Annotated in this window: 15 protein-coding genes; 8 read left to right on the top strand and 7 right to left on the bottom strand. The window is 66.8% G+C overall.

Features of this window, described 5'->3' with window-relative positions; translation table 11 throughout:
* Positions 1-48: 48 nt before the first annotated feature.
* Both HNP52_RS19250 and HNP52_RS19245 read right to left on the bottom strand, forming a co-directional pair.
* The gene (locus tag HNP52_RS19250) at positions 49-1,320 is read right to left on the bottom strand and encodes an MFS transporter (RefSeq protein WP_409372655.1); all 1,272 of its coding nucleotides are present in this window, start codon (positions 1,318-1,320) and stop codon (positions 49-51) included.
* Between the two features lie 159 nt (positions 1,321-1,479).
* Complete coding sequence (locus HNP52_RS19245; protein WP_184169410.1) at positions 1,480-2,493, bottom strand: LacI family DNA-binding transcriptional regulator; 1,014 nt, start codon at positions 2,491-2,493, stop codon at positions 1,480-1,482.
* A gap of 58 nt (positions 2,494-2,551) precedes the next feature.
* Between HNP52_RS19245 and HNP52_RS19240 the strand changes: the two genes are divergently transcribed.
* From HNP52_RS19240 to HNP52_RS19205, 8 genes are all read left to right on the top strand, one after another.
* Positions 2,552-4,069: an MFS transporter gene (locus HNP52_RS19240; RefSeq protein ID WP_260396271.1), complete on the top strand. Its 1,518-nt coding sequence runs from the start codon at positions 2,552-2,554 to the stop codon at positions 4,067-4,069.
* 494 nt (positions 4,070-4,563) lie between these two features.
* The gene (locus tag HNP52_RS19235; RefSeq protein WP_184169408.1) at positions 4,564-7,911 is read left to right on the top strand and encodes a TonB-dependent receptor; all 3,348 of its coding nucleotides are present in this window, start codon (positions 4,564-4,566) and stop codon (positions 7,909-7,911) included.
* A gap of 60 nt (positions 7,912-7,971) precedes the next feature.
* A complete protein-coding gene (locus HNP52_RS19230) occupies positions 7,972-9,519 on the top strand; it encodes a tryptophan halogenase family protein (RefSeq protein WP_184169406.1) in 1,548 nt (515 codons plus the stop codon).
* Positions 9,516-11,024: a tryptophan 7-halogenase gene (locus HNP52_RS19225; RefSeq protein WP_184169404.1), complete on the top strand. Its 1,509-nt coding sequence runs from the start codon at positions 9,516-9,518 to the stop codon at positions 11,022-11,024. The genes HNP52_RS19230 and HNP52_RS19225 overlap by 4 nt, the downstream gene beginning before the upstream one ends.
* 23 nt (positions 11,025-11,047) lie before the next feature.
* Positions 11,048-13,069, top strand: a complete 2,022-nt coding sequence (locus HNP52_RS19220; protein WP_184169402.1) for a glycoside hydrolase family 97 protein — start codon at positions 11,048-11,050, stop codon at positions 13,067-13,069.
* A 165-nt stretch (positions 13,070-13,234) separates the two neighbouring features.
* Positions 13,235-13,786 carry a CDP-diacylglycerol--glycerol-3-phosphate 3-phosphatidyltransferase gene (pgsA, locus tag HNP52_RS19215; RefSeq protein WP_184169400.1) on the top strand — a complete coding sequence of 184 codons (552 nt, stop codon included), beginning with the start codon at positions 13,235-13,237 and terminating at the stop codon, positions 13,784-13,786.
* A complete protein-coding gene (gene moaD, locus HNP52_RS19210) occupies positions 13,786-14,037 on the top strand; it encodes a molybdopterin converting factor subunit 1 (RefSeq protein ID WP_184169399.1) in 252 nt (83 codons plus the stop codon). Before pgsA ends, moaD begins: the two co-directional genes overlap by 1 nt.
* Entirely contained in the window at positions 14,034-14,468 is a 435-nt protein-coding gene (locus tag HNP52_RS19205) for a molybdenum cofactor biosynthesis protein MoaE (protein ID WP_184169397.1), read from the top strand. The genes moaD and HNP52_RS19205 overlap by 4 nt, the downstream gene beginning before the upstream one ends.
* A 52-nt stretch (positions 14,469-14,520) precedes the next feature.
* On the opposite strand, the gene HNP52_RS19200 is transcribed toward HNP52_RS19205, so the two are convergent.
* The 5 genes from HNP52_RS19200 to HNP52_RS19180 all read right to left on the bottom strand — a co-directional run bounded on the left by HNP52_RS19200 (position 14,521) and on the right by HNP52_RS19180 (position 18,419).
* The gene (locus HNP52_RS19200) at positions 14,521-15,426 is read right to left on the bottom strand and encodes a hydrogen peroxide-inducible genes activator (RefSeq protein WP_184169395.1); all 906 of its coding nucleotides are present in this window, start codon (positions 15,424-15,426) and stop codon (positions 14,521-14,523) included.
* Positions 15,427-15,619: 193 nt separating this feature from the next.
* Positions 15,620-17,197, bottom strand: a complete 1,578-nt coding sequence (gene ahpF / locus HNP52_RS19195) for an alkyl hydroperoxide reductase subunit F (protein ID WP_184169393.1) — start codon at positions 17,195-17,197, stop codon at positions 15,620-15,622.
* Between the two features lie 106 nt (positions 17,198-17,303).
* Positions 17,304-17,867: an alkyl hydroperoxide reductase subunit C gene (gene ahpC, locus HNP52_RS19190; protein WP_184169391.1), complete on the bottom strand. Its 564-nt coding sequence runs from the start codon at positions 17,865-17,867 to the stop codon at positions 17,304-17,306.
* Positions 17,868-17,981: 114 nt separating this feature from the next.
* Positions 17,982-18,227: a hypothetical protein gene (locus tag HNP52_RS19185; protein WP_184169389.1), complete on the bottom strand. Its 246-nt coding sequence runs from the start codon at positions 18,225-18,227 to the stop codon at positions 17,982-17,984.
* A gap of 9 nt (positions 18,228-18,236) precedes the next feature.
* Positions 18,237-18,419 carry a hypothetical protein gene (locus tag HNP52_RS19180; protein WP_184169387.1) on the bottom strand — a complete coding sequence of 61 codons (183 nt, stop codon included), beginning with the start codon at positions 18,417-18,419 and terminating at the stop codon, positions 18,237-18,239.
* Positions 18,420-18,594: the final 175 nt, after the last annotated feature.

Here is an 18,594-nt window from a genome sequence, read left to right as displayed (position 1 = left end):
GGCGGCACCGGCCCGGTGCCGTCCAGGTTCAGCGTCAGCCGAACCGCATCAAGGAAGCACGTCCGGCGCATGGGGCGCGTCTTCGGCCTTGTAGAGGCGGTTGGCGCACCAGGCCGAGGCGAGGCAGAGCAGCACCACGACCAGGACGCATTCGGCCACGCCGACCCCGGGGATCTTGCTCACCCCGAAGATGCTCACCGATCCGAATACCATGAAGCCCGAATTGACGATGTTGTTCGCTGCGACGGTGCGCGCGGTCTGCGACTTCTCGACGGTGGTGGTCAGGAACGCGTAGAGCGGCACCACGAACATGCCGCCCGTGGTCGCGATCGCCAGCAGCGTGCCCAGCACCGCCCAGCCGATCGGCATCGACAGGAACTCGGCGGTCTTGAGCAGCGGGCCTTCATGCACCGGCCAGAAGCGCGCGGTGACATAGAAGCAGATCACGAAGAGCATCATCGAGAGGACCGAGCGCACGGCATATTTCGCCGAGACATGGCCCTTGAGCAGCCGGTTGATGATCACCGACCCGATCGCGATGCCGACCGAGAAGATGCCCAGGAACACGCTCGCCACGTCCTTCTGGGCGTGGAACACGTTCTTGACGAGCGGCGGGAACAGTACCCCGAGCACCGCCGCGATCGTCCAGAACACGCTGATCGCGATGATCGCCAGATAGAGCCGGCGGATGTGCATCGTCGCCGAGATCAGCCGCCACGAGGCGCGGAAGATGTTGTAGTCGATCTTGAGCTTGGTCAGCGGCGGCGCGGAGGGGATGCGCAGCGAGGCGAACCAGCCGATCACCGCGACGCAGATCACCGCGATCGCCGCCGCATAGGCGCTGATCACGCCGCCGGCGATCGTGCCGCACAGGATCGCGATATAGGTGCCGGCCTCGACCATGCCGGTGCCGCCCAGCACTTCGTCTTCCTGCAGATGCTGCGGCAGGATCGCGTATTTGATCGGGCCGAAGAACGCCGAGTGCACGCCCATGCCGACGAGCGCGGCGAGCATCAGCTCGAGATGCTCGAGGAAGATCCCGGCGGCGCCGACCAGCATGATCCCGATCTCGGCGGCCTTGATGATCCGCATGATCTTCGCCTTGTCGTAGCTGTCGGCGAGCTGGCCGGCGAGCGCGGAAAAGAGGAAGAAGGGCAGGATGAAGATGCCCGTGGCGATCGCGCTGAACCGGGTCTCTTCCTCGACCGAGTTGAAGATCTGGTAGGTCGCGAAGAAGATCATCGCGTTCTTGAACAGATTGTCGTTGAACGCGCCGAGGAACTGGGTGACGAAGAGCGGCAGGAACCGGCGCTCCCGCATCAAACCGAGCGCCGCACCATGCATAAGCTAACTTTCACCTCTGGTTGCGGATTTTCCGCTGTATCTGGGGCGGGCATAGCCGAGCGGCATGCATGGCGGCAATCGGTTAATCGGTTTCCCCTCTGCTCCCCTCCCTGCAAGGGAGGGGAATTCACAGGATTACGCCCCGCACGACTCCCGCACGATCAGGTCCGTCGGCAGCCGCTCGGCGCTGGGATCGGGGGAGGGGTCGAGGATGCGGGATACCAGCTGGCGGCCGGCCTCGAACGTGTCCTGGCGGATCGTGCTGAGCGCCGGGGTGGAGAGCCGGGCGAGCAGCATGTCGTCATAGCCCATTACCGATACGTCGCCCGGCACCGACACGCCGGCGCGGCGCAGCGCGCGGATCGCGCCCAGGGCGATTAGGTCGGACGACGCGACGATGCCGTCGAAATGGACGTGCCGGCGCAGCAGCCGGCTCACCGCCGCGTCGGCCGATTCGAGCTCGAAATCGACCGGCACCACCAGCTTGGGATCGGCCGCGATCCCGGCTTCGCGCAGCGCCTCGTCATAGCCGCGCTTGCGCTGCATCGATTCCGGATCGGTGCCGCCCAGGAACAGGATCGCCTTGCGGCCAAGCCGGGCGAGGTGCGCCGTCGCGCGCCTGCCGCCGAGCTGGTTGTCCGATCCGATCGAGCAATAGAGCTGCCCGGACATCTGCGCGCCCCACACCACGAAATTGGCATTGGTCTGGGTGAGCTGGTTGAACGCGTCGTGCAGCATCGACTGGCCGAGGAAGATTACCCCGCTCGCCCGGCTGGTCGTGGTGGTGGCGACCAGGTCGTCATAATTGGCAGGCGTGGTGTGGCTCACCGTGAAGTCGCAGTCGCGGGCGCGCGCCGCCTCACCGATGCTGGCGAGCAGCTCGAGGAAGAACGGGTGTGATAGCGGCAGCGGCCGGCCGCGCATGAACGGCGTGACGATCACGATCGTCCCCTCGGCCCCCACCGGCGCGGCCGGCATATAGGGGCGGAAGGGATAATCATGGTCGCGCGCCAGCGCCCAGATCTTCTGCTTGGTACGCGCGCTGATCAGCGGATGATCGTTGAGCGCCCGCGAGACGGTCGAGATCGACACGCCGGCCAGCTTCGCCAGATCCTCCAGCGTCGTATTGTTGTTGCTACTGCTGCCCATTGTGCCCAAGCTTGAGGAAAGCCGAATACGGCCAGATTAGAACGGTGAGGGGGGAGCATTGCAAGCTGGCGACGCGGGCGCCGCGCCGCGTGTCACGCGGCTCAGCCTGTTGCAGATCTGGAACATGTGCTTCGGCCTGCTTGGCATCCAGATTGTCTGGGGCCTGCAGAACGTAAACACCAGCCGCATCTTCCAGACGCTCGGCGCCGAGCTCGACGACCTTGCGATATTGTGGATCGCGGGCCCGGCGACCGGGCTGCTCGTCCAGCCGATCATCGGCCATCTGAGCGATCGCACCCGCGGGCCGCTTGGCCGGAGGCGCCCCTATATCCTGGCCGGCGCGGTCTGCACCGCGCTGGCGCTGTTCCTGATGCCCAATGCCACCAGCCTGTGGGCGGCGAGCCTGATGCTCTGGGTGCTCACTGCATCGATCAACATCGCGATGGAGCCGTTCCGCGCGCTGGTGGCGGACCGGGTGCCCGAGAGCCAGCGCACCGCCGGCTTCGCGATGCAGGTGTTCTTCATCGGCATCGGCGCGGTATTCGCTTCCGCACTGCCCTGGATGCTGGTCCATTGGGCGGGGCTGAGCGGCCAGCCGGAGCCGCATCTGCTCCCGCAATCGGTGCGCAGCGCCTTCTATATCGGCGGGGTCTGCCTGCTGGTGGCGGTGAGCTGGACGATCGTCACCACCCCCGAATGCCCGGCGCCCGAGCGGCTGCCCGAGGAAGCGATGCCGCCGGTGACGCTGTCGCCCGAGCGCGCGGCTTCGCTGGTGCGTCACGGCATCGGCTGGATGCTGGCCGGGGCGGGGATCGCCGGGGCCGCCGCGCTCGCCGGCTGGAAGCGCGAGATCTACGTCATTGCCGGCATCTGCTTCCTGTTCGGGCTGCTCCAGGCAGTGGTGGTGCGGCTGCGGCGCCTGGGCCGCAGCTCGATCGGGATGCTCGAGATCGTCGAGGACATCCGCTCGATGCCGCCGGTGCTCAAGCGGCTGGCGGTGGTCCAGTTCTTCACCTGGTACGGCCTGTTCGCGATGTGGATCTACACCGTGCCCGCGCTGGCGCTCCGGCACTACGGCACCGCCGACCCTGCGTCCGCCGGGTACAATGAGGCAGCCGACTGGGTCGGCGTGCTCTTCGCCGGCTATAACGGCGTCGCGGCGCTGGGCGCGCTGCTGCTGCCCGGCATCGGCGAGCGGCTCGGCCGACGGCTGACGCATGCGCTGTGCCTTTGCTTCGGCGCAGCCGGACTGGTCGGCTTCCTGCTGGTCGGCGATCCGGTAGCCTTGTGGTTGCCGACGATCGGGGTGGGGCTCGCCTGGGCGGCGATCATGTCGATGCCCTATGCCATGCTCGCCGGCAGCGTGCCGCCGGGCAAGGCCGGCGTGTACATGGGCATCCACAACATGTTCCTGGTGATCCCCCAGCTTGTCGCCTCGACGATGCTCGGGCCGCTGGTCGGTCGCGTCTTCCACGGCCAGGCCGAATATGCGCTCCTCCTCGCCGCGGCAGCGCTGCTGGTCGCGGCAGGCTTCGCGCTCACGCTTCCACGCAGCGCCGATACCGGCTCCAGGTGACAGCCCTTTGCGGGCGCAAGGCGTGGCATGGCTTTGCATTGCCGTGCGAGGTTGTGCAAAATTTGCATTGATTGCAAGGCAAAATTGCACCGCGCGACTCGTTCGCGGTTGCGGAAATTCATGCGATCAGAGCCAAAATCTGATATAAAACTGTTATTTAATAACAAGATAGATGCAGAAATATTCTGCAAAATTTCTCTCTTGCGACTTTGCTCAATTTACGCAAAGTTACGCAAAGAGCTTCCCGGGCTGGGTGGCTTGCAAGTGGATGGTCCCGCCGGAGAGCGGGGTCGGCACAATGGAGGGTGTCTTGGGGGAAGCGCGGCATAGCCGGCTTGCGATCATGCGCGACAGCGCCGGGCCTTGCCCTGCGCGCGTTTCGCGCATCCGCGCCTTGAAGCACCGATTGGGAATCTGAAGCGACGCTGCGGGGCGGGGGCCCCGCGGTGCCGCGCGTGCAACAGCGCCGCAAAGGCGCGACGGAGGGAGGAAAGATGAAGCAGATCACTTTGTTGCGGGGCGGCGCCTCGCTGGCGGCCGTGGCCCTGATGGGCCTGGCCGGCATTGCCCAGGCGCAGACCGCCTCGGCACCCGAAGCTACCCAGGAAGAGGATAGCGGCGCGATCGTCGTCGTCGGCGTCCGCAAGGCGCTGGAAAGCGCGCAGACGATCAAGCGCGATTCCGACACGGTGGTCGACTCGATCACCGCGACCGATATCGGCGCCTTCCCCGACACCTCGGTGGCGGGCGCGCTCCAGCGCGTGCCGGGCATCACCACCTCGCGCCTGCAGGCGGCCGGGGACTCGACGCACCCCTCGGGCGAGCCGACCGCGGTGCTGATCCGCGGCCTCACTTTCGTCCGCACCGAGTTCAACGGGCGCGACAGCTTCTCGGCCGATGCCAATCGCGGGCTCAACTTCAACGACATCTCGCCCGAGCTGATGGCCGGCGTCGATGCCTACAAGAACCAGACGGCGGAGATGATCGAGGGCGGCCTGGCCGGCACGGTCAATCTGCGCACCCGCCTGCCGTTCGACCAGAAGGGGCTGGTCGTCGCCGGCAACGCCAAGGCGAGCTATGGCACCCGTTCGAAGGAGTGGACCGGCGAGTTCTCGGGCCTGATCTCGAACACCTGGGACACCGCGATCGGCCGCTTCGGCCTGATGGCCAATTTCGCCCGCAGCCACGTCGTGACGCGCACCGAAAACGTGATCATGGACAAGATCGACACCTATTGCTCGGCCGGCGCGACCAATGCGCAGGGCAATGGCGTGCTGACCAACGGCACCGTGAACTGCTCCGCCAACCCGTTCGGCGGCACCGGTTGGGCCTATATCCCCGATGGCATCCGCTATTCGCAGGTCGATTACGACCGCACCCGGCGCGGCATCTCGGCGGCGGCGCAGTACGAGAACAATGCGGGCAATTTCCGCATGACCGCCCAGTATAACGACAGCGAGTATCACAATGCCTGGCTCGAGCGGGCCAGCCATGTGATCCTGGACGGCAATTACTTCGGCACCCCGGCGTTCAACCCGCGCGCCACCACGGCGCTCGGCCGGGCGCCGGGCACCTCCGCCTTCGTCTTCGGGCCGGATGGCATGCTCCAGTCGGGCACGCTGACCCAGGCGCATGGCAGCTGGCGCGGCAGCTGGGACAGCACCCAGGAAGCGATCAACACCGGCTCGGCCGTTCCGGGCCAGCCCTTCGTCAACAATTGCGCGGCGCCTTCGGTCTGCTCGACGCTGCAGGACGGCCTCTATTTCCAGAACGAGGCGCGCAACTTCGATCACCGCGAGCGGACCCAGGACCTGTCGGGCAACATCCGCTGGGACGTGACCGAGAAGCTCCACGTCAATCTCGACGTGCAGCATATCTGGGCCAACACCACCAATGACGACATCCTCGTCGCGGTCGGCTCGATGGCCAATGTGCAGTACAGCACGAACAAGGACGGCACGCCCAATGTGAAGCTGCTGCCGGGCTCTAACGTGAACTATGCCGCCGGCGGCCTCTCCAACCCGCACAATTACTGGATGCCGTTCGTCCAGGCGCACATGGAGGACAATGACGCCAAGGAGACCGCGTTCCGCGGCGATATCGGCTATGACTTCGACGAGGGCGGCTGGCTGGACTCGCTGAAGGTCGGCGTCCGCTATGCCGATCGCGCCCAGACGGTGCGCTACTCGACCTTCAACTGGTCGCCGGTCGCGGCATCGTGGAACTGCAACGGTCCGGGCTTCAACATCGACAACACCACGGGCGGTGCCTATCCGAGCTGCAATGCCGGCCATCCCGCGTTCAAGGGCTATGGCCCGGGCATGTGGGAGTCGGTCACGCTCGGCGACGGCTTCTACGACGGCAGCGTCTATGACAATCCGGCGCTGGTCTACATGAACCGCGCCACGCTGATGGACCGCGCGCGGCTGGTGCAGGGCGTCAGCGGCTCGACCACCGGTTCGCCGATGGGCTGGGAGCCGATCTGCGACCGGGCCGACGCCACGGTCGAGGGCTGCTACCTCCCGTCCGAGGTGATGCACGTCAAGGAGAAGACCACCGCGGCCTATGCGATGCTGCGCTTCGGCGGCGACAATGCGAATATCGGCGGGATCAATATCCGCGGCAATATCGGCCTGCGCTATGTCCGCACCAGCATCGATTCCGACGGTAGCGTCGGCTATCCGCTGACCACCACCTTCACCAACTACCAGCCCTGCGGCTCGGCGCTGCCGGCCACCTGGATCGTCAACCCGATGTGCTTCGTCACGCCGGCGGTGGCGGCCTTCGCCAGCGGTGGCGGCACGGCGAACACCTATGAGGCCAGCTATGACAACTGGCTGCCGAGCTTCAACCTGCGGCTGGGCCTCGACGACAAGAGCTTCATCCGCTTCGGCTATTCGCGGGGCATGTCGCGGCCGGACTTCGGCCTGCTGCGCAACTTCGTCTCGATCCAGGGACCGATCCTCGACGGTTCGGCGACGTCGCCCTACCTGGTCCGCAACGGCGCGGGCACGGTCACCGGCTACAACTTCGTGTTCCGCGCGGAATCGGGCTTCCCGGCACTCAAGCCGATCACGGCCGACCAGTTCGACCTGACCTTCGAGCATTATTTCGGCCGCAGCAGCTCGTTCACGATCGACGGCTTCTACAAGAAGCTCAATTCGAGCATCTCGTACGGTGAGTTCTACCGCAGCTTCACCAACAACAACTCGACCCAGACCGTGCTGATGCGCGGCCCGCGCAATGGTGAGGATGGGGGGACGCTGAAGGGATTCGAAGTTGCCTTCCAGACCTTCTTCGATTTCCTGCCGGGCGCGCTTAGCGGGCTTGGTACCCAGCTGAACTACACGTTCGTCGACCAGTCGGGCATCAACAACTCGAACCTGGTGACGGCGGGCGCGCTGGACTCGGGCGGCACCGGCGGCTTCGGCGCGGGCCTCGACACCTCGGGCGGGCGCGGCGTGGTGATGGACTCGCACCAGCTGGCGGGCATCTCCAAGCACACGTTCAACGCGGTGATGCTCTACGAAAAGGGCCCGGTGGCGATGCGTGTCGCCTATAACTGGCGCTCGCGCTTCCTCACCGACAATCTGGACTGCTGCATCGGCCTGCCGGTGTTCCAGAAGGCAGCCGGGTTCCTCGACGGTTCGCTGCGCTTCTCGCTGGCGAAATGGGTCGAGCTGTCGGTCGAAGGATCGAACCTGCTCGGCACCACCAGCGTGTTCCAGCAGCAGATCTTCGGCGACACGAGCAAGACGCCCGGCGCCAAGCCCGTTTACCGCGACGCAAACTGGAGCCGGGTCGATCGCCGCTTCCAGTTCGGCGCCCGGTTCAAGTTCTAACTCCCCTCGGCGCCGCCGTTCCTTCATTCGGCGGCGCCATTTCTTTCGGGAGCGAATTGCATGCAGCCCAGCTCGAGCACATCCGCGGCGCCCCTGCGCGTCGTCATCGTCGGCGGCGGGACCGCGGGCTGGATGTGCGCGGCCGGGCTCGCCCGCCTGCTGCCCGACAAGGATTATGCGCTGACCCTGATCGAGTCCGACGAGATCGGCACGGTGGGTGTCGGCGAAGCGACGCTGCCGCATATCCGCGAATTCAACGCGATGCTCGGGCTCGACGAGGCCGAGTTCATGGCCGCCACCCAGGGCAGCTTCAAGCTGGGCATCGAGTTCGTCGGCTGGGACAAACCCGGCGGCCGCTATGTCCACCCCTTCGGCACCTTCGGCGAGCGCTGGGGCGGGCTCGACTTCCAGCACCACTGGCTCCGCGCCAGGGCATCGGGCAAGCCGGTCGGCGAATGGCCCGAATACAGCTTCGCCGCCGCGATGTGCCGCGAAGGCGTGTTCGACATGCCGGACCCCGACCCGCGCTCGATCCGCTCGACCTTCTCCTACGCCTATCATTTCGACGCCGGGCTCTACGCCCGGTATCTGCGCGGCTGGGCGACGCAGCGCGGCGTCCGGCGGATCGAGGGCAAGATCGTCGAGGTCTCGCGCAGTACCGAGACAGGGCTCGTCGAGAGCGTCTCGCTCGAATCCGGTGCGCGGATCGAAGGCGATCTGTTCATCGACTGCTCCGGCTTCCGCTCGCTGCTGCTCGGGCAGAATATGGGCGTGGCGTGGCAGGACTGGAGCGAATGGCTGCCCTGCGACCGCGCCATGGCGGTGCCGTGCGCCAGCGTGGCAGGCATCACGCCTTTCACGCGCTCGACGGCCCAGACCGGCGGCTGGACCTGGCGCATCCCGCTCCAGCACCGGATCGGCAATGGCTATGTCTTCGCCAGCGCCTTCTGCTCGGAAGACCGCGCGCGGGAAACCTTGCTCGGCGCGATCGACGGCACCCCGCTTGCCGAGCCCCGCGTGCTGCGCTTCCAGGCTGGGCGGCGGGAGCGTGGCTGGGAAGGCAATGTCGTCGCGGTCGGGCTGTCCTCGGGCTTCCTCGAGCCGCTGGAATCGACCAGCATCTTCCTGATCCAGGCGGCGGTGATCGACCTGGCGAAGCTGATGCCCCGGCCCGGCGGCGCGATCGATCCGCGCCTGACCGCCGAGTTCAACCGGCTGTTCGCGATCCATTACGACCGCACCCGCGACTTCCTTGTGCTCCACTACACCGCCAATGCCCGGCACGGCGAACCGCTCTGGGACCATGTGCGGAACATGGCGCTGCCGGACAGCCTGGCGCACAAGATCGATCTGTTCCGCTCCAGCGGTCGCGCGCCGGACTACAAGCTCGGCCTGTTCTCGCGCGATTCCTGGCTGGCGGTGCTGATGGGGCAGGGGATCATGCCCCAGGCCTGGGATCGTCAGGCCGACCGCGCGCCGCTCGATCAGGTGGTGGGGCGGCTTGCCGATCTGCGCGAACGCATCGCTTCCAACGCGGCGGCACTGCCGGCGCATGCTGATTTCCTCGCCGGCTATTGCCCGGCGGGTGACGTGGCGGTGGTCGCATGAGCGCTGCCTTCACCGTGATCGTCGCCGGCCGCGATGCGCCGCTGTGGCTGGCGGCGGCTGCCCTGGCGCGGGCGCTCGGGGCTTCGGGCGTTCGGGTGGAGGCGGTGGAGCTGCCGAGTGCGCTGGCGCCGGTGGATGTCTATGCGACGTTTCCGGCGCTGGAGGCGCTGCATGCCCAGCTTCGCATCGATGAGGCTGGTTTGTTGCGGGCGACGGGCGGAAGCCTGACGCTTGGGCAGAATTTTGTGGAGCTGGAGGCGGGCCAATCTCCCGAACTGCACCCCGGCGTTCGCCGGGGAACGGTTCGGGTGTCGCCGCAGCCCCAACCACCCTTCCTCCACGCCTATGGCTCCGCCGGTGCCCGGATCGGCGAGGACGAGTTCTTTCCCCATTGGGTCAAGGCGCGTGCGCATGGCCTGAACGTCCCGCTCGATGATTTCTCGCTCACCGCCGCCGCCGCGCGGCACGGGCGGCTGATGCTGCCGGATGACCAGAGCGCGGGCTATGGCCGGTGCGACTATGGCTATCACCTGCCGGCGATCCCCTATTCCCGGCTGCTGCGCGAGGCGGCGATCCACAACGGCGTCACCGTCCACACCGCCGACCGGGTAATCGCCGAGCGCCAGGGCGAGACGATCGCCGCGCTCGACCTGGGCGAGGGGCAGCGGCTGGCCGGCGACCTGTTCGTCGATACGGGCGGCGCGCTCGACGCGGACTTCCTGAGCTGGCGCGGGCATTTTCCCGCTGACCGCGTGCTGACCGCTGCCGGCCCGGCCTTTGCCAGCCTCCCGGTCTATGCCGAGAACCGCGCTGGCCCCACGGGCTGGACCGCGCTCCAACCGAGCCGCCCGGCGACCTGCGTCACCCATGCCTGGTCGAGTGCGCACGCCAGCGACGAGGAAGCGCTGGCCGCCGCGACTACAGCCTCGGGCCTGCCGCTAACCGGCGCCGTGATCCGCACGCTCGATCCCGGCCGCCCCGCGCAACCCTGGACGGGCAACCAGGTCATGCTCGGCGCGCGGTTCGATCCGGTCCACGGCCTCGACCTGCTCGGGCTGCAGGTCAGCCTGGTCCAGTTGCTTGCCGACTTCCCGGCCGGTGCCGGTTTCGCCGCCGAGCGCGACGCCTATAACCACGCCACTACCGAAGCGCTCGACCGGCTCCGCGACTTCCAGTCCGCCCATTATGCGCTGGCCCGCTATGCCGGCCCCTTCTGGGAGGGCGCGCGCGAGGTATCGCCCGATCTCGCCCATGCCATCGCGCTGTTCCGCGCCCGTGGCGAACTGGCGCCGTTCGAGGAGGAAAACCTTCCGCCGGACAGCTGGCGCGCGCTGTTCCTCGGCCACGGCGTCGAGCCCGAAAGCTGGCCGCCGGCGATCGATCGCGCCTCGCCCGAGGAAGTGAAGGCCCAGTTCCGCCGCATGCTCGGCTTCGTTCGCGAGCAGGTGCTGCGCCAGCCCATGCAGGATGCCTGGCTGGCCCGGCTCGCCGCTCCCCAATCATGACTTCCCCACAGGAAAGATTTCGGATGACCTCTCGTACCCTCGTGACCCTGCTTGCCCTTGCGCTTCCCGGCACTGCCTTCGCGGCGGACCGCGAATGCGCCCAGTCGCCGGGCAAGACGCTCGAAGTCTGCGTCTCGGTCGAAGGCGGGCAGGCGCTCTACGAAGTGAAGCGCGGCGATACGGTGGTGATCGCCCCCTCGGCGCTGGGCCTCAGCTTCGCCGGCGAGCCGCAGGCGCGCTACAGCGCGATCACCGATGCGCGCCGCTCGGCGTCGGACACCAGCTGGGAGCAGCCCTGGGGCGAGCAGCGGCTGGTGCGCGACAATCACAGCGAACTGGCGGTGACGATCGCGGGCGATACCGCGCTCAACAAGGCTATGCAGGTCACCTTCCGCATCTTCGATGACGGGGTGGGCTTCCGCTATAACTATGCCGGCATTCCGGCGGGCGAGCAGGTCGGCGTCACCGCCGATCGCACCCAGTTCAGGACCAAGGGGGCGTATCAGGCCTGGTGGTATGAGGGGCTCGGCCAGGAGCGCGACGAATATCTCTACACCCAGACCGATGCGCGCCGCATCACCCTGGCCGAGACGCCGCTGACGCTGAAGGGCGACAACGGCTTGTACCTGTCCTTCCACGAAGCGGCGCTGGTCGATTTCCCGAGCATGCTGCTCCAGGGCAATGGCGCCGGCACGCTCACCGCCTGGCTGATGCCCTGGCCCGACGGCGTCGGCGCGAAGAAGGCCGGGCCCTTCTCCACGCCCTGGCGCACGATCCTGATCGGCACCACGCCTGGCGCGCTGGCGGACAGCCGGATCGAATTGAACCTCAACGAGCCGAGCAAGCTTCCGGACATCCAGAAGTGGTTCAAGCCGGGCAAATATGTCGGCGTCTGGTGGGAGATGCATCTCAACCGCACCACCTGGGGCAGCGGCCCGACCCACGGCGCGAACAATGACAATGTGAAGCGCTACGTGGATTTCGCCGCGAAATACGGGTTCGACGGCGTGCTCGTCGAAGGCTGGAACCAGGGCTGGGACGGCGAGTGGATCGCCAATGGCGACAAGTTCAGCTTCACCAAATCCTACCCCGATTTCGACCTGCCGATGCTCTCGGCCTATGCCAGGTCGAAGGGCGTCCACCTGATCGGCCATCACGAGACCGCCGGCGCGGTGGTGAATTACGAGAACCAGCTCGAGGACGCGCTCGACCTCTATGCCAAGGTCGGCGTACCGTCGGTGAAGACCGGCTATGTCCGGCATTCGGGCGACATCCTCGATCGTGAGGGTGGCAAGGAGTGGTTCGCCGGCCAGTTCATGGTCCGGCATCACCTCAAGGTGATCGAGGCTGCGGCGAAGCGCCACATCACCATGGACACGCATGAGCCGGTCAAGGACACCGGCCTGCGCCGCACCTGGCCGAACTGGGTGAGCCGCGAAGGCGCGCGCGGGCAGGAGTTCAACGCCTGGGGCCGCCCGACCAATCCGCCCGAGCATCTGACGATCCTGCCCTTCACCCGCATGCTCGCCGGGCCGATGGACTTCACTCCGGGGATCTTCGACCTGGAACATGGCAAGACGCTGCTGACCGAGCGCAACCAGTCGACGCTCGCCGCGCAGCTGGCCGAATATGTCGTGCTCTATTCGCCGATCCACATGGCGGCCGACCTGCCCGAGAATTACGAGAAGCATCTCGATGCCTTCCAGTTCATCCGCGACGTGCCGACCGACTGGGAGACAACGAAGACGCTGGCTTCGGAGATCGGCGATTATGTCGTCGTCGCCCGCCAGCCGCGCGGGGGCGGGGACTGGTATCTCGGCGCGATCACCGACGAGACCGCGCGCACGCTGCCGGTGAAGCTCGACTTCCTGGCGCCGGGCAAGCGCTACGAGGCGCAGATCTACCGCGATGCTTCGGATGCGGACTATGTGAAGAAGCCGGTCGCCTATGCGATCGAGAAGCGCCTGGTGACGAGCGCCGACACGCTCGATCTCGCGCTGGCGCCGGGCGGCGGCCAGGCGATCCGCTTCAAGCTGGTGAAGTAGGGTAGACTTCCGTCATCCCCATATACTCCGTCATCCCCGCGCAGGCGGGGATCCAGAGCCAAGCAGGGCGTCGCTTCGTAACTCTGGATCCCCGCCTGCGCGGGGATGACGAAATGGGGGGAGCGGGGATGACGGCGGCGCGGTTCCGGTGGTAAGCGTCTGCGAATGCTGACGCTGCCCAATATCCTTACGCTCTCGCGTATCATCACGGTGCCGCTGCTCGCGGCGTTTCTCTGGTGGCCGGAATGGCGGCTGGGTTACGGCATCGCCTTCGCGATCTACTGCCTGATGGGCGTCACCGATTATTTCGACGGTTATCTCGCCCGAGCCCAGGGCACGGTGTCGAAGCTCGGCGTGTTCCTCGATCCGATCGCCGACAAGATCATGGTCGCCGCGGTGCTGCTGATCCTCGCCGGCCGCGGGGTGATCACCGACCTGCACCTGATCCCGGCGCTGGTGATCCTGGTGCGCGAGATCGCGGTGTCGGGCCTGCGCGAATTCCTGGGCGGCATCCAGGTCTCGCTTCCCGTCTCGCGGCTCGCCAAGTGGAAGACCACCCTCCAGCTGGTCTCGCTCGGCGGGCTGATCCTGGTCGGCGCGCTGCCCTATGCCTGGCTGTGGCAGGCGGCGCTGGCGGCCTTCTGGGTCTCGGCCGCGCTCACCCTGATCACCGGCTGGGATTATCTGCGCGTCGGCCTGCGGCACATGGACACGTGATGGAGCTGCTCTACTTCGCCTGGGTCCGCGAGGCCGTGGGGGTGGGGCAGGAGCAGGTCGACCCGCCCGAGGCGGTGGAGACGGTTGCCGATCTGGTCGGCTGGCTGGCCACGCGCAGCCCCGGCCACGCCGCTGCCTTTGCCGATCCGGCGAAGCTGCGCGCCGCGATCGACCAGCGCTTCGTGCCGCTGGCCACGCCGCTGAACGGCGCGAAGGAAGTCGCGCTCTTCCCCCCGGTGACCGGCGGATGATCCGCGTCTCGATCGATCCCGCGCCGATCGAGCTGGCACTGGAGCTGGCGGCGCTCGAGGAGCGCGGCGCGGGCGGCGTGGCGAGCTTCACCGGCGTGGTCCGCGGCGGCGACGGCATCACCGCGCTCGAGCTCGAACATTATCCCGGCATGACCGAGGATGCGCTCTGCACGCTGGCGGAGGCGGCGATGGACCGCTGGAACCTGCTCGGGGTGACGGTGCTGCACCGGGTCGGCCGCATGGCGGTGGGCGAGCGCATCGTCTTCATCGGCACCGCCGCCGCGCATCGCCGCGAGGCGCTGGAGGCGTGTGCATACCTGATCGACCGGCTCAAGACCGATGCGCCCTTCTGGAAGCGCGAGTGGCGGGGGGACGCGGCGAGCTGGGTCGAAGCGCGGGCGAGTGACGAGGCGGCGGCGGCCAAGTGGTAGGCGCTCGAAACTAACCGCTCCCCGGCGAAAGCCGGGGAACAGCAGGGCAGAACTAAGGTCTAGCCTCCGCCAGCACGTCCGCCAGCAGCCGGAAGTCGCGCTCGCGCGGGCTCGCCTTGCGCCACACCAGCGCGATCCGCCGCGAGGCGTTGTCCGCCTCCAGCGGCCGCGCCGCCACCTGGGTGTGGTCGAGGATGCCCGAATCCACCGCCATCTCGGGCAGCATCGTCACGCCCAGGCCATTGTCGACCATCTGCACCATGGTGTGCAACGAGGTGCCCATCATCGTCGCCTCGGCGCGCATCTCCGGCCGGTTGCAGGCCGCGAGCGCATGTTCCTTCAGGCAATGCCCGTCCTCGAGCATCAGCAGCCGCGTCTCGTCGATCTCGGCCGGGCGGATCGAGGCGCTCGGGTCCATCTCGCCCTCGCGGTACGCCACGAACAGCCGGTCGTCGAACAAGGGCGCCGTCTCCACATCGCCGCATGCATAGGGCAGGGCGAGCAGCACGCAGTCGGTGCGGCCATGGTGCAGCCCTTCACAGGCCTGGCCGCTGGTCTCCTCGCGCAGATAGAGCTTCAGGTCGGGATAGTCCCTGCGCAGCTTGGGCAGGATGCGCGGCAGCAGGAAGGGGGCGATCGTCGGGATCACGCTCATCCGCATCTCGCCCGAAAGCGGCCGTCCGGCGGCACGGGCCAAGTCGCCCAGCTCGTCCGCCTCGCGCAGCACGCGCCGCGCCTTGTCGACGATGCGCTCGCCCAGCGGCGTGAAGCGCACCACCCGCCGCGTCCGCTCGACCAGCACCACCCCGATCAGCGTTTCCAGCTCGCGAATGCCCGCCGACAGCGTCGACTGGGTAACGTAGCAGCTCTCCGCCGCCCGGCCGAAATGGCCATGGTCCTTCAATGCGACGAGATATTGGAGCTGCTTGAGCGTGGGAAGGTAGGTGGTCTGCGCCATTGATCGCCTGTGTCGATGATTGGCGTCTTATATAGTGGCATTAGCGATTATGCCAAGCAAACTCCCCTTCCTGGAAGGGAGGAGCTGGGGGTGGGTGGGTGCTCGCGATACGAAAAGGCCTGGCAATACGGCTCCGTATCGCCAGGCCCTTACCCACCGCTCGATCTCCTCCCTTCCAGGGAGGGGAGGTAGGTTACGCCGCTTCGCTCAGCTCGTCCGGCAGGCGGATCATGTAATCGAACGCCGAGAGCGCCGCGGTCGAGCCCGCGCCCATCGCGATCACGATCTGCTTGTAGGGCACGGTGGTGCAGTCGCCCGCCGCGAAGATGCCCGGCTGGCTCGTCTCGCCGCGCGCGTCGATCTCGATCTCGCCGCGGTTCGACAGCGCGATCGCGTCCTTCAGCCACTCGGTATTCGGCACCAGGCCGATCTGCACGAAGATGCCTTCCAGCTCGACCTGATGCACGGTGCCGTGGTTGCGGTCCTTGTAGGTCAGGCTGGTCAGCTTCTCGCCGTCGCCGTCCACCTGGGTGGTCAGCGCCGAGGTGATGACCTTGACGTTGGGCAGGCTGCCCAGCTTGCGCTGGAGCACCGCATCGGCACGCAGCTGGCTGTCATATTCGATCAGCGTGACGTGCGCGACGAGACCCGCCAGGTCGATCGCGGCCTCGACGCCGGAATTGCCGCCGCCGATCACCGCCACGCGCTTGCCCTTGAACAGCGGGCCGTCGCAGTGCGGGCAATAGGTCACGCCCTTGTTGCGATACTCTTCCTCGCCGGGCACGCCCATCGTCCGCCAGCGGGCACCGGTGGAAAGGATCACGGTGCGCGCCTTCAGGCTCGCGCCATTTTCCAGCACGACCTCATGCAGCCCGCCCTCATGCCGGGCCGGCACGAGCTTCGCGGCGCGCTGGTGGTTCATGATGTCGACGTCATATTCCTTGACGTGCTGCTCCAGATGCGCGGCGAGCTTCGGGCCCTCGGTGTGGCTCACCGAGATGAAGTTCTCGATGCTCATCGTGTCGAGCACCTGGCCGCCGAAACGCTCCGCCGCGATGCCGGTACGGATGCCCTTGCGCGCCGAATATATCGCAGCTGCAGCACCGGCCGGGCCGCCGCCGACCACCAGCACTTCGAAGGGCTCCTTGCCGGCGATCTTCGCGGCAGTGCGCTTCGCCGCGCCGCTGTCGATCTTGGCGACGATCTGTTCCAGCTCCATCCGGCCGCTGGCAAAGGGCTCGCCGTTCAGGAACACGGTCGGCACCGCCATCACCTTGCGGGTCTCGACTTCGGCCGGGAACAGCCCGCCGTCGATCGAGGTGTGGCGGATGCGCGGGTTGAGCACCGCCATCAGGTTCAGCGCCTGCACCACGTCCGGGCAGTTCTGGCAGGTCAGCGAGAAATAGGTCTCGAAAACATAGTCGCCGTCCAGGTTCTTCACCTGCTCGATCAGCTCCTGCGCCGCCTTGCTCGGATGGCCGCCGACCTGGAGCAGCGCGAGCACCAGCGAGGTGAACTCATGCCCCATCGGCAGGCCCGCGAAGCGCACGCCGATATCGGTGCCGGTGCGGTGGATCAGGAAGCTGGGCTTGCGGCTATCGTCATCGGTGCGGACGACCGAGACCTTGTCCGAAAGCGCGGCGATTTCGTTCAGCAGCTCCTCCAGCTCGCGCGACTTGGCATCGTCACCGAGGCTGGCGACCAGCTCGATCGGCTCCCGGATGTTCGCGAGATAGCCCTTGAGCTGCTGGGTCAGGTTTGCGTCGAGCATGGCAGAAACTCCACAGAATTCAGATACAAAACGGCCCGGGACAGAAGTTGATTGCCGTCCCGGGCCGCATGGGCGCCCGCAAGGGGGCTAACGGGCGCCTGGGGGATCAGATCTTGCCGACCAGGTCGAGCGACGGCGCGAGGGTCTCGGCGCCTTCTTCCCACTTGGCGGGGCAGACTTCGCCCGGGTGCGCGGCGATGTACTGCGCAGCCTTGATCTTGCGGAGCAGCTCGGCCGCGTTGCGGCCCACGCCCTCGCTGGTGATCTCGACCAGCTGGATCACGCCTTCCGGATCGACGACGAAGGTGCCGCGATCGGCCAGGCCCTGGCCCTCACGGAGCACGTCGAAATTGGTCGACAGGACGTGGTTCTGGTCGCCGAGCATGTAATAGTTGATCTTGCCGATCGCCGGCGAGGTGTCGTGCCAGGCCTTGTGGCTGAAGTGCGTGTCGGTCGAGACCGAGTACACCTCGACGCCCATCTTCTGGAGCTGCGGATAGATGTCCGCCAGGTCCTCGAGCTCGGTCGGGCACACGAAGGTGAAGTCCGCCGGGTAGAAGAAGAACACCGCCCACTTGCCCTTCGTATCCGCGTCGGTGACCTGGACGAACTTGCCTTCCTTATAGGCCTGCGCGGTGAACGGCTTGATGGTGCTGCCGATGAGAGCCATTGCTTGGTATTCCTCCAGAACGGGGGTTGTTGTTGCAATGGCGAGATAGGGCCGCTGCACTGCAATGTGAAATTGGAAAGCCCGTTCGGGGTGATCGGTTTAATCGATCAAAACTTATCGATTGATCGACTGGTTGCGGGTTTTGAGTTGGGAAAGCCCGATCACGGCAGCTGCGCCGATCGCAATGCCGGCGAGCATCCGCAGGGCTGTCGGCGCATCCTCGCCCAGAAGCAGCTGGGGCAGGAGGCCGCCCAGCGTGGCGCCCACTATCCCGGTGGTCACATAGTTGAAGCGGGCAAGCTGGGTGCCGGCTCGGGGCGCAAGCCCGATCACCGCGCCGAGCGCGAAGAGCAAGGTCACCAGCATGGCCTAGACCGCGCGGGCGATCGTCGAGATCAGCGTGATCACGATCATGCAACCCAGGATCAGGTCGAGCGGTCGCCGCGCGCCGAGCCAGTTGACGATCCGGCCCCAGCGCCGCTGCCATCCGGTCTCGGGAGCGCCGATGCGCCGTATCCGCCCGTGGCGGCTGTTCCTGCTGCTGTCCCACATGCGCGGGGATGTGGGGCGGAACGGCGTTAAGCTTCGAGAGGGAAGATGGGGCAGGGCGTAAGGAAGGCGTAAAGCCCAGTGTCCGTCATCCCGGCGAAAGCCGGGATCTCAGGCAGAAGCGCGGGACAGGAGCCGCACGAGATCCCGGCTTTCGCCGGGATGACGATGAGGGCCG

Origin of the sequence: Sphingomonas kyeonggiensis (assembly GCF_014204495.1) — a bacterium.
Taxonomy (GTDB): Bacteria; Pseudomonadota; Alphaproteobacteria; order Sphingomonadales; family Sphingomonadaceae; genus Sphingomonas; species Sphingomonas kyeonggiensis_A.
The sequence above is the reverse complement of the archived record's forward strand: the minus strand, read 5'-3'. Positions and strand labels throughout refer to the sequence as shown.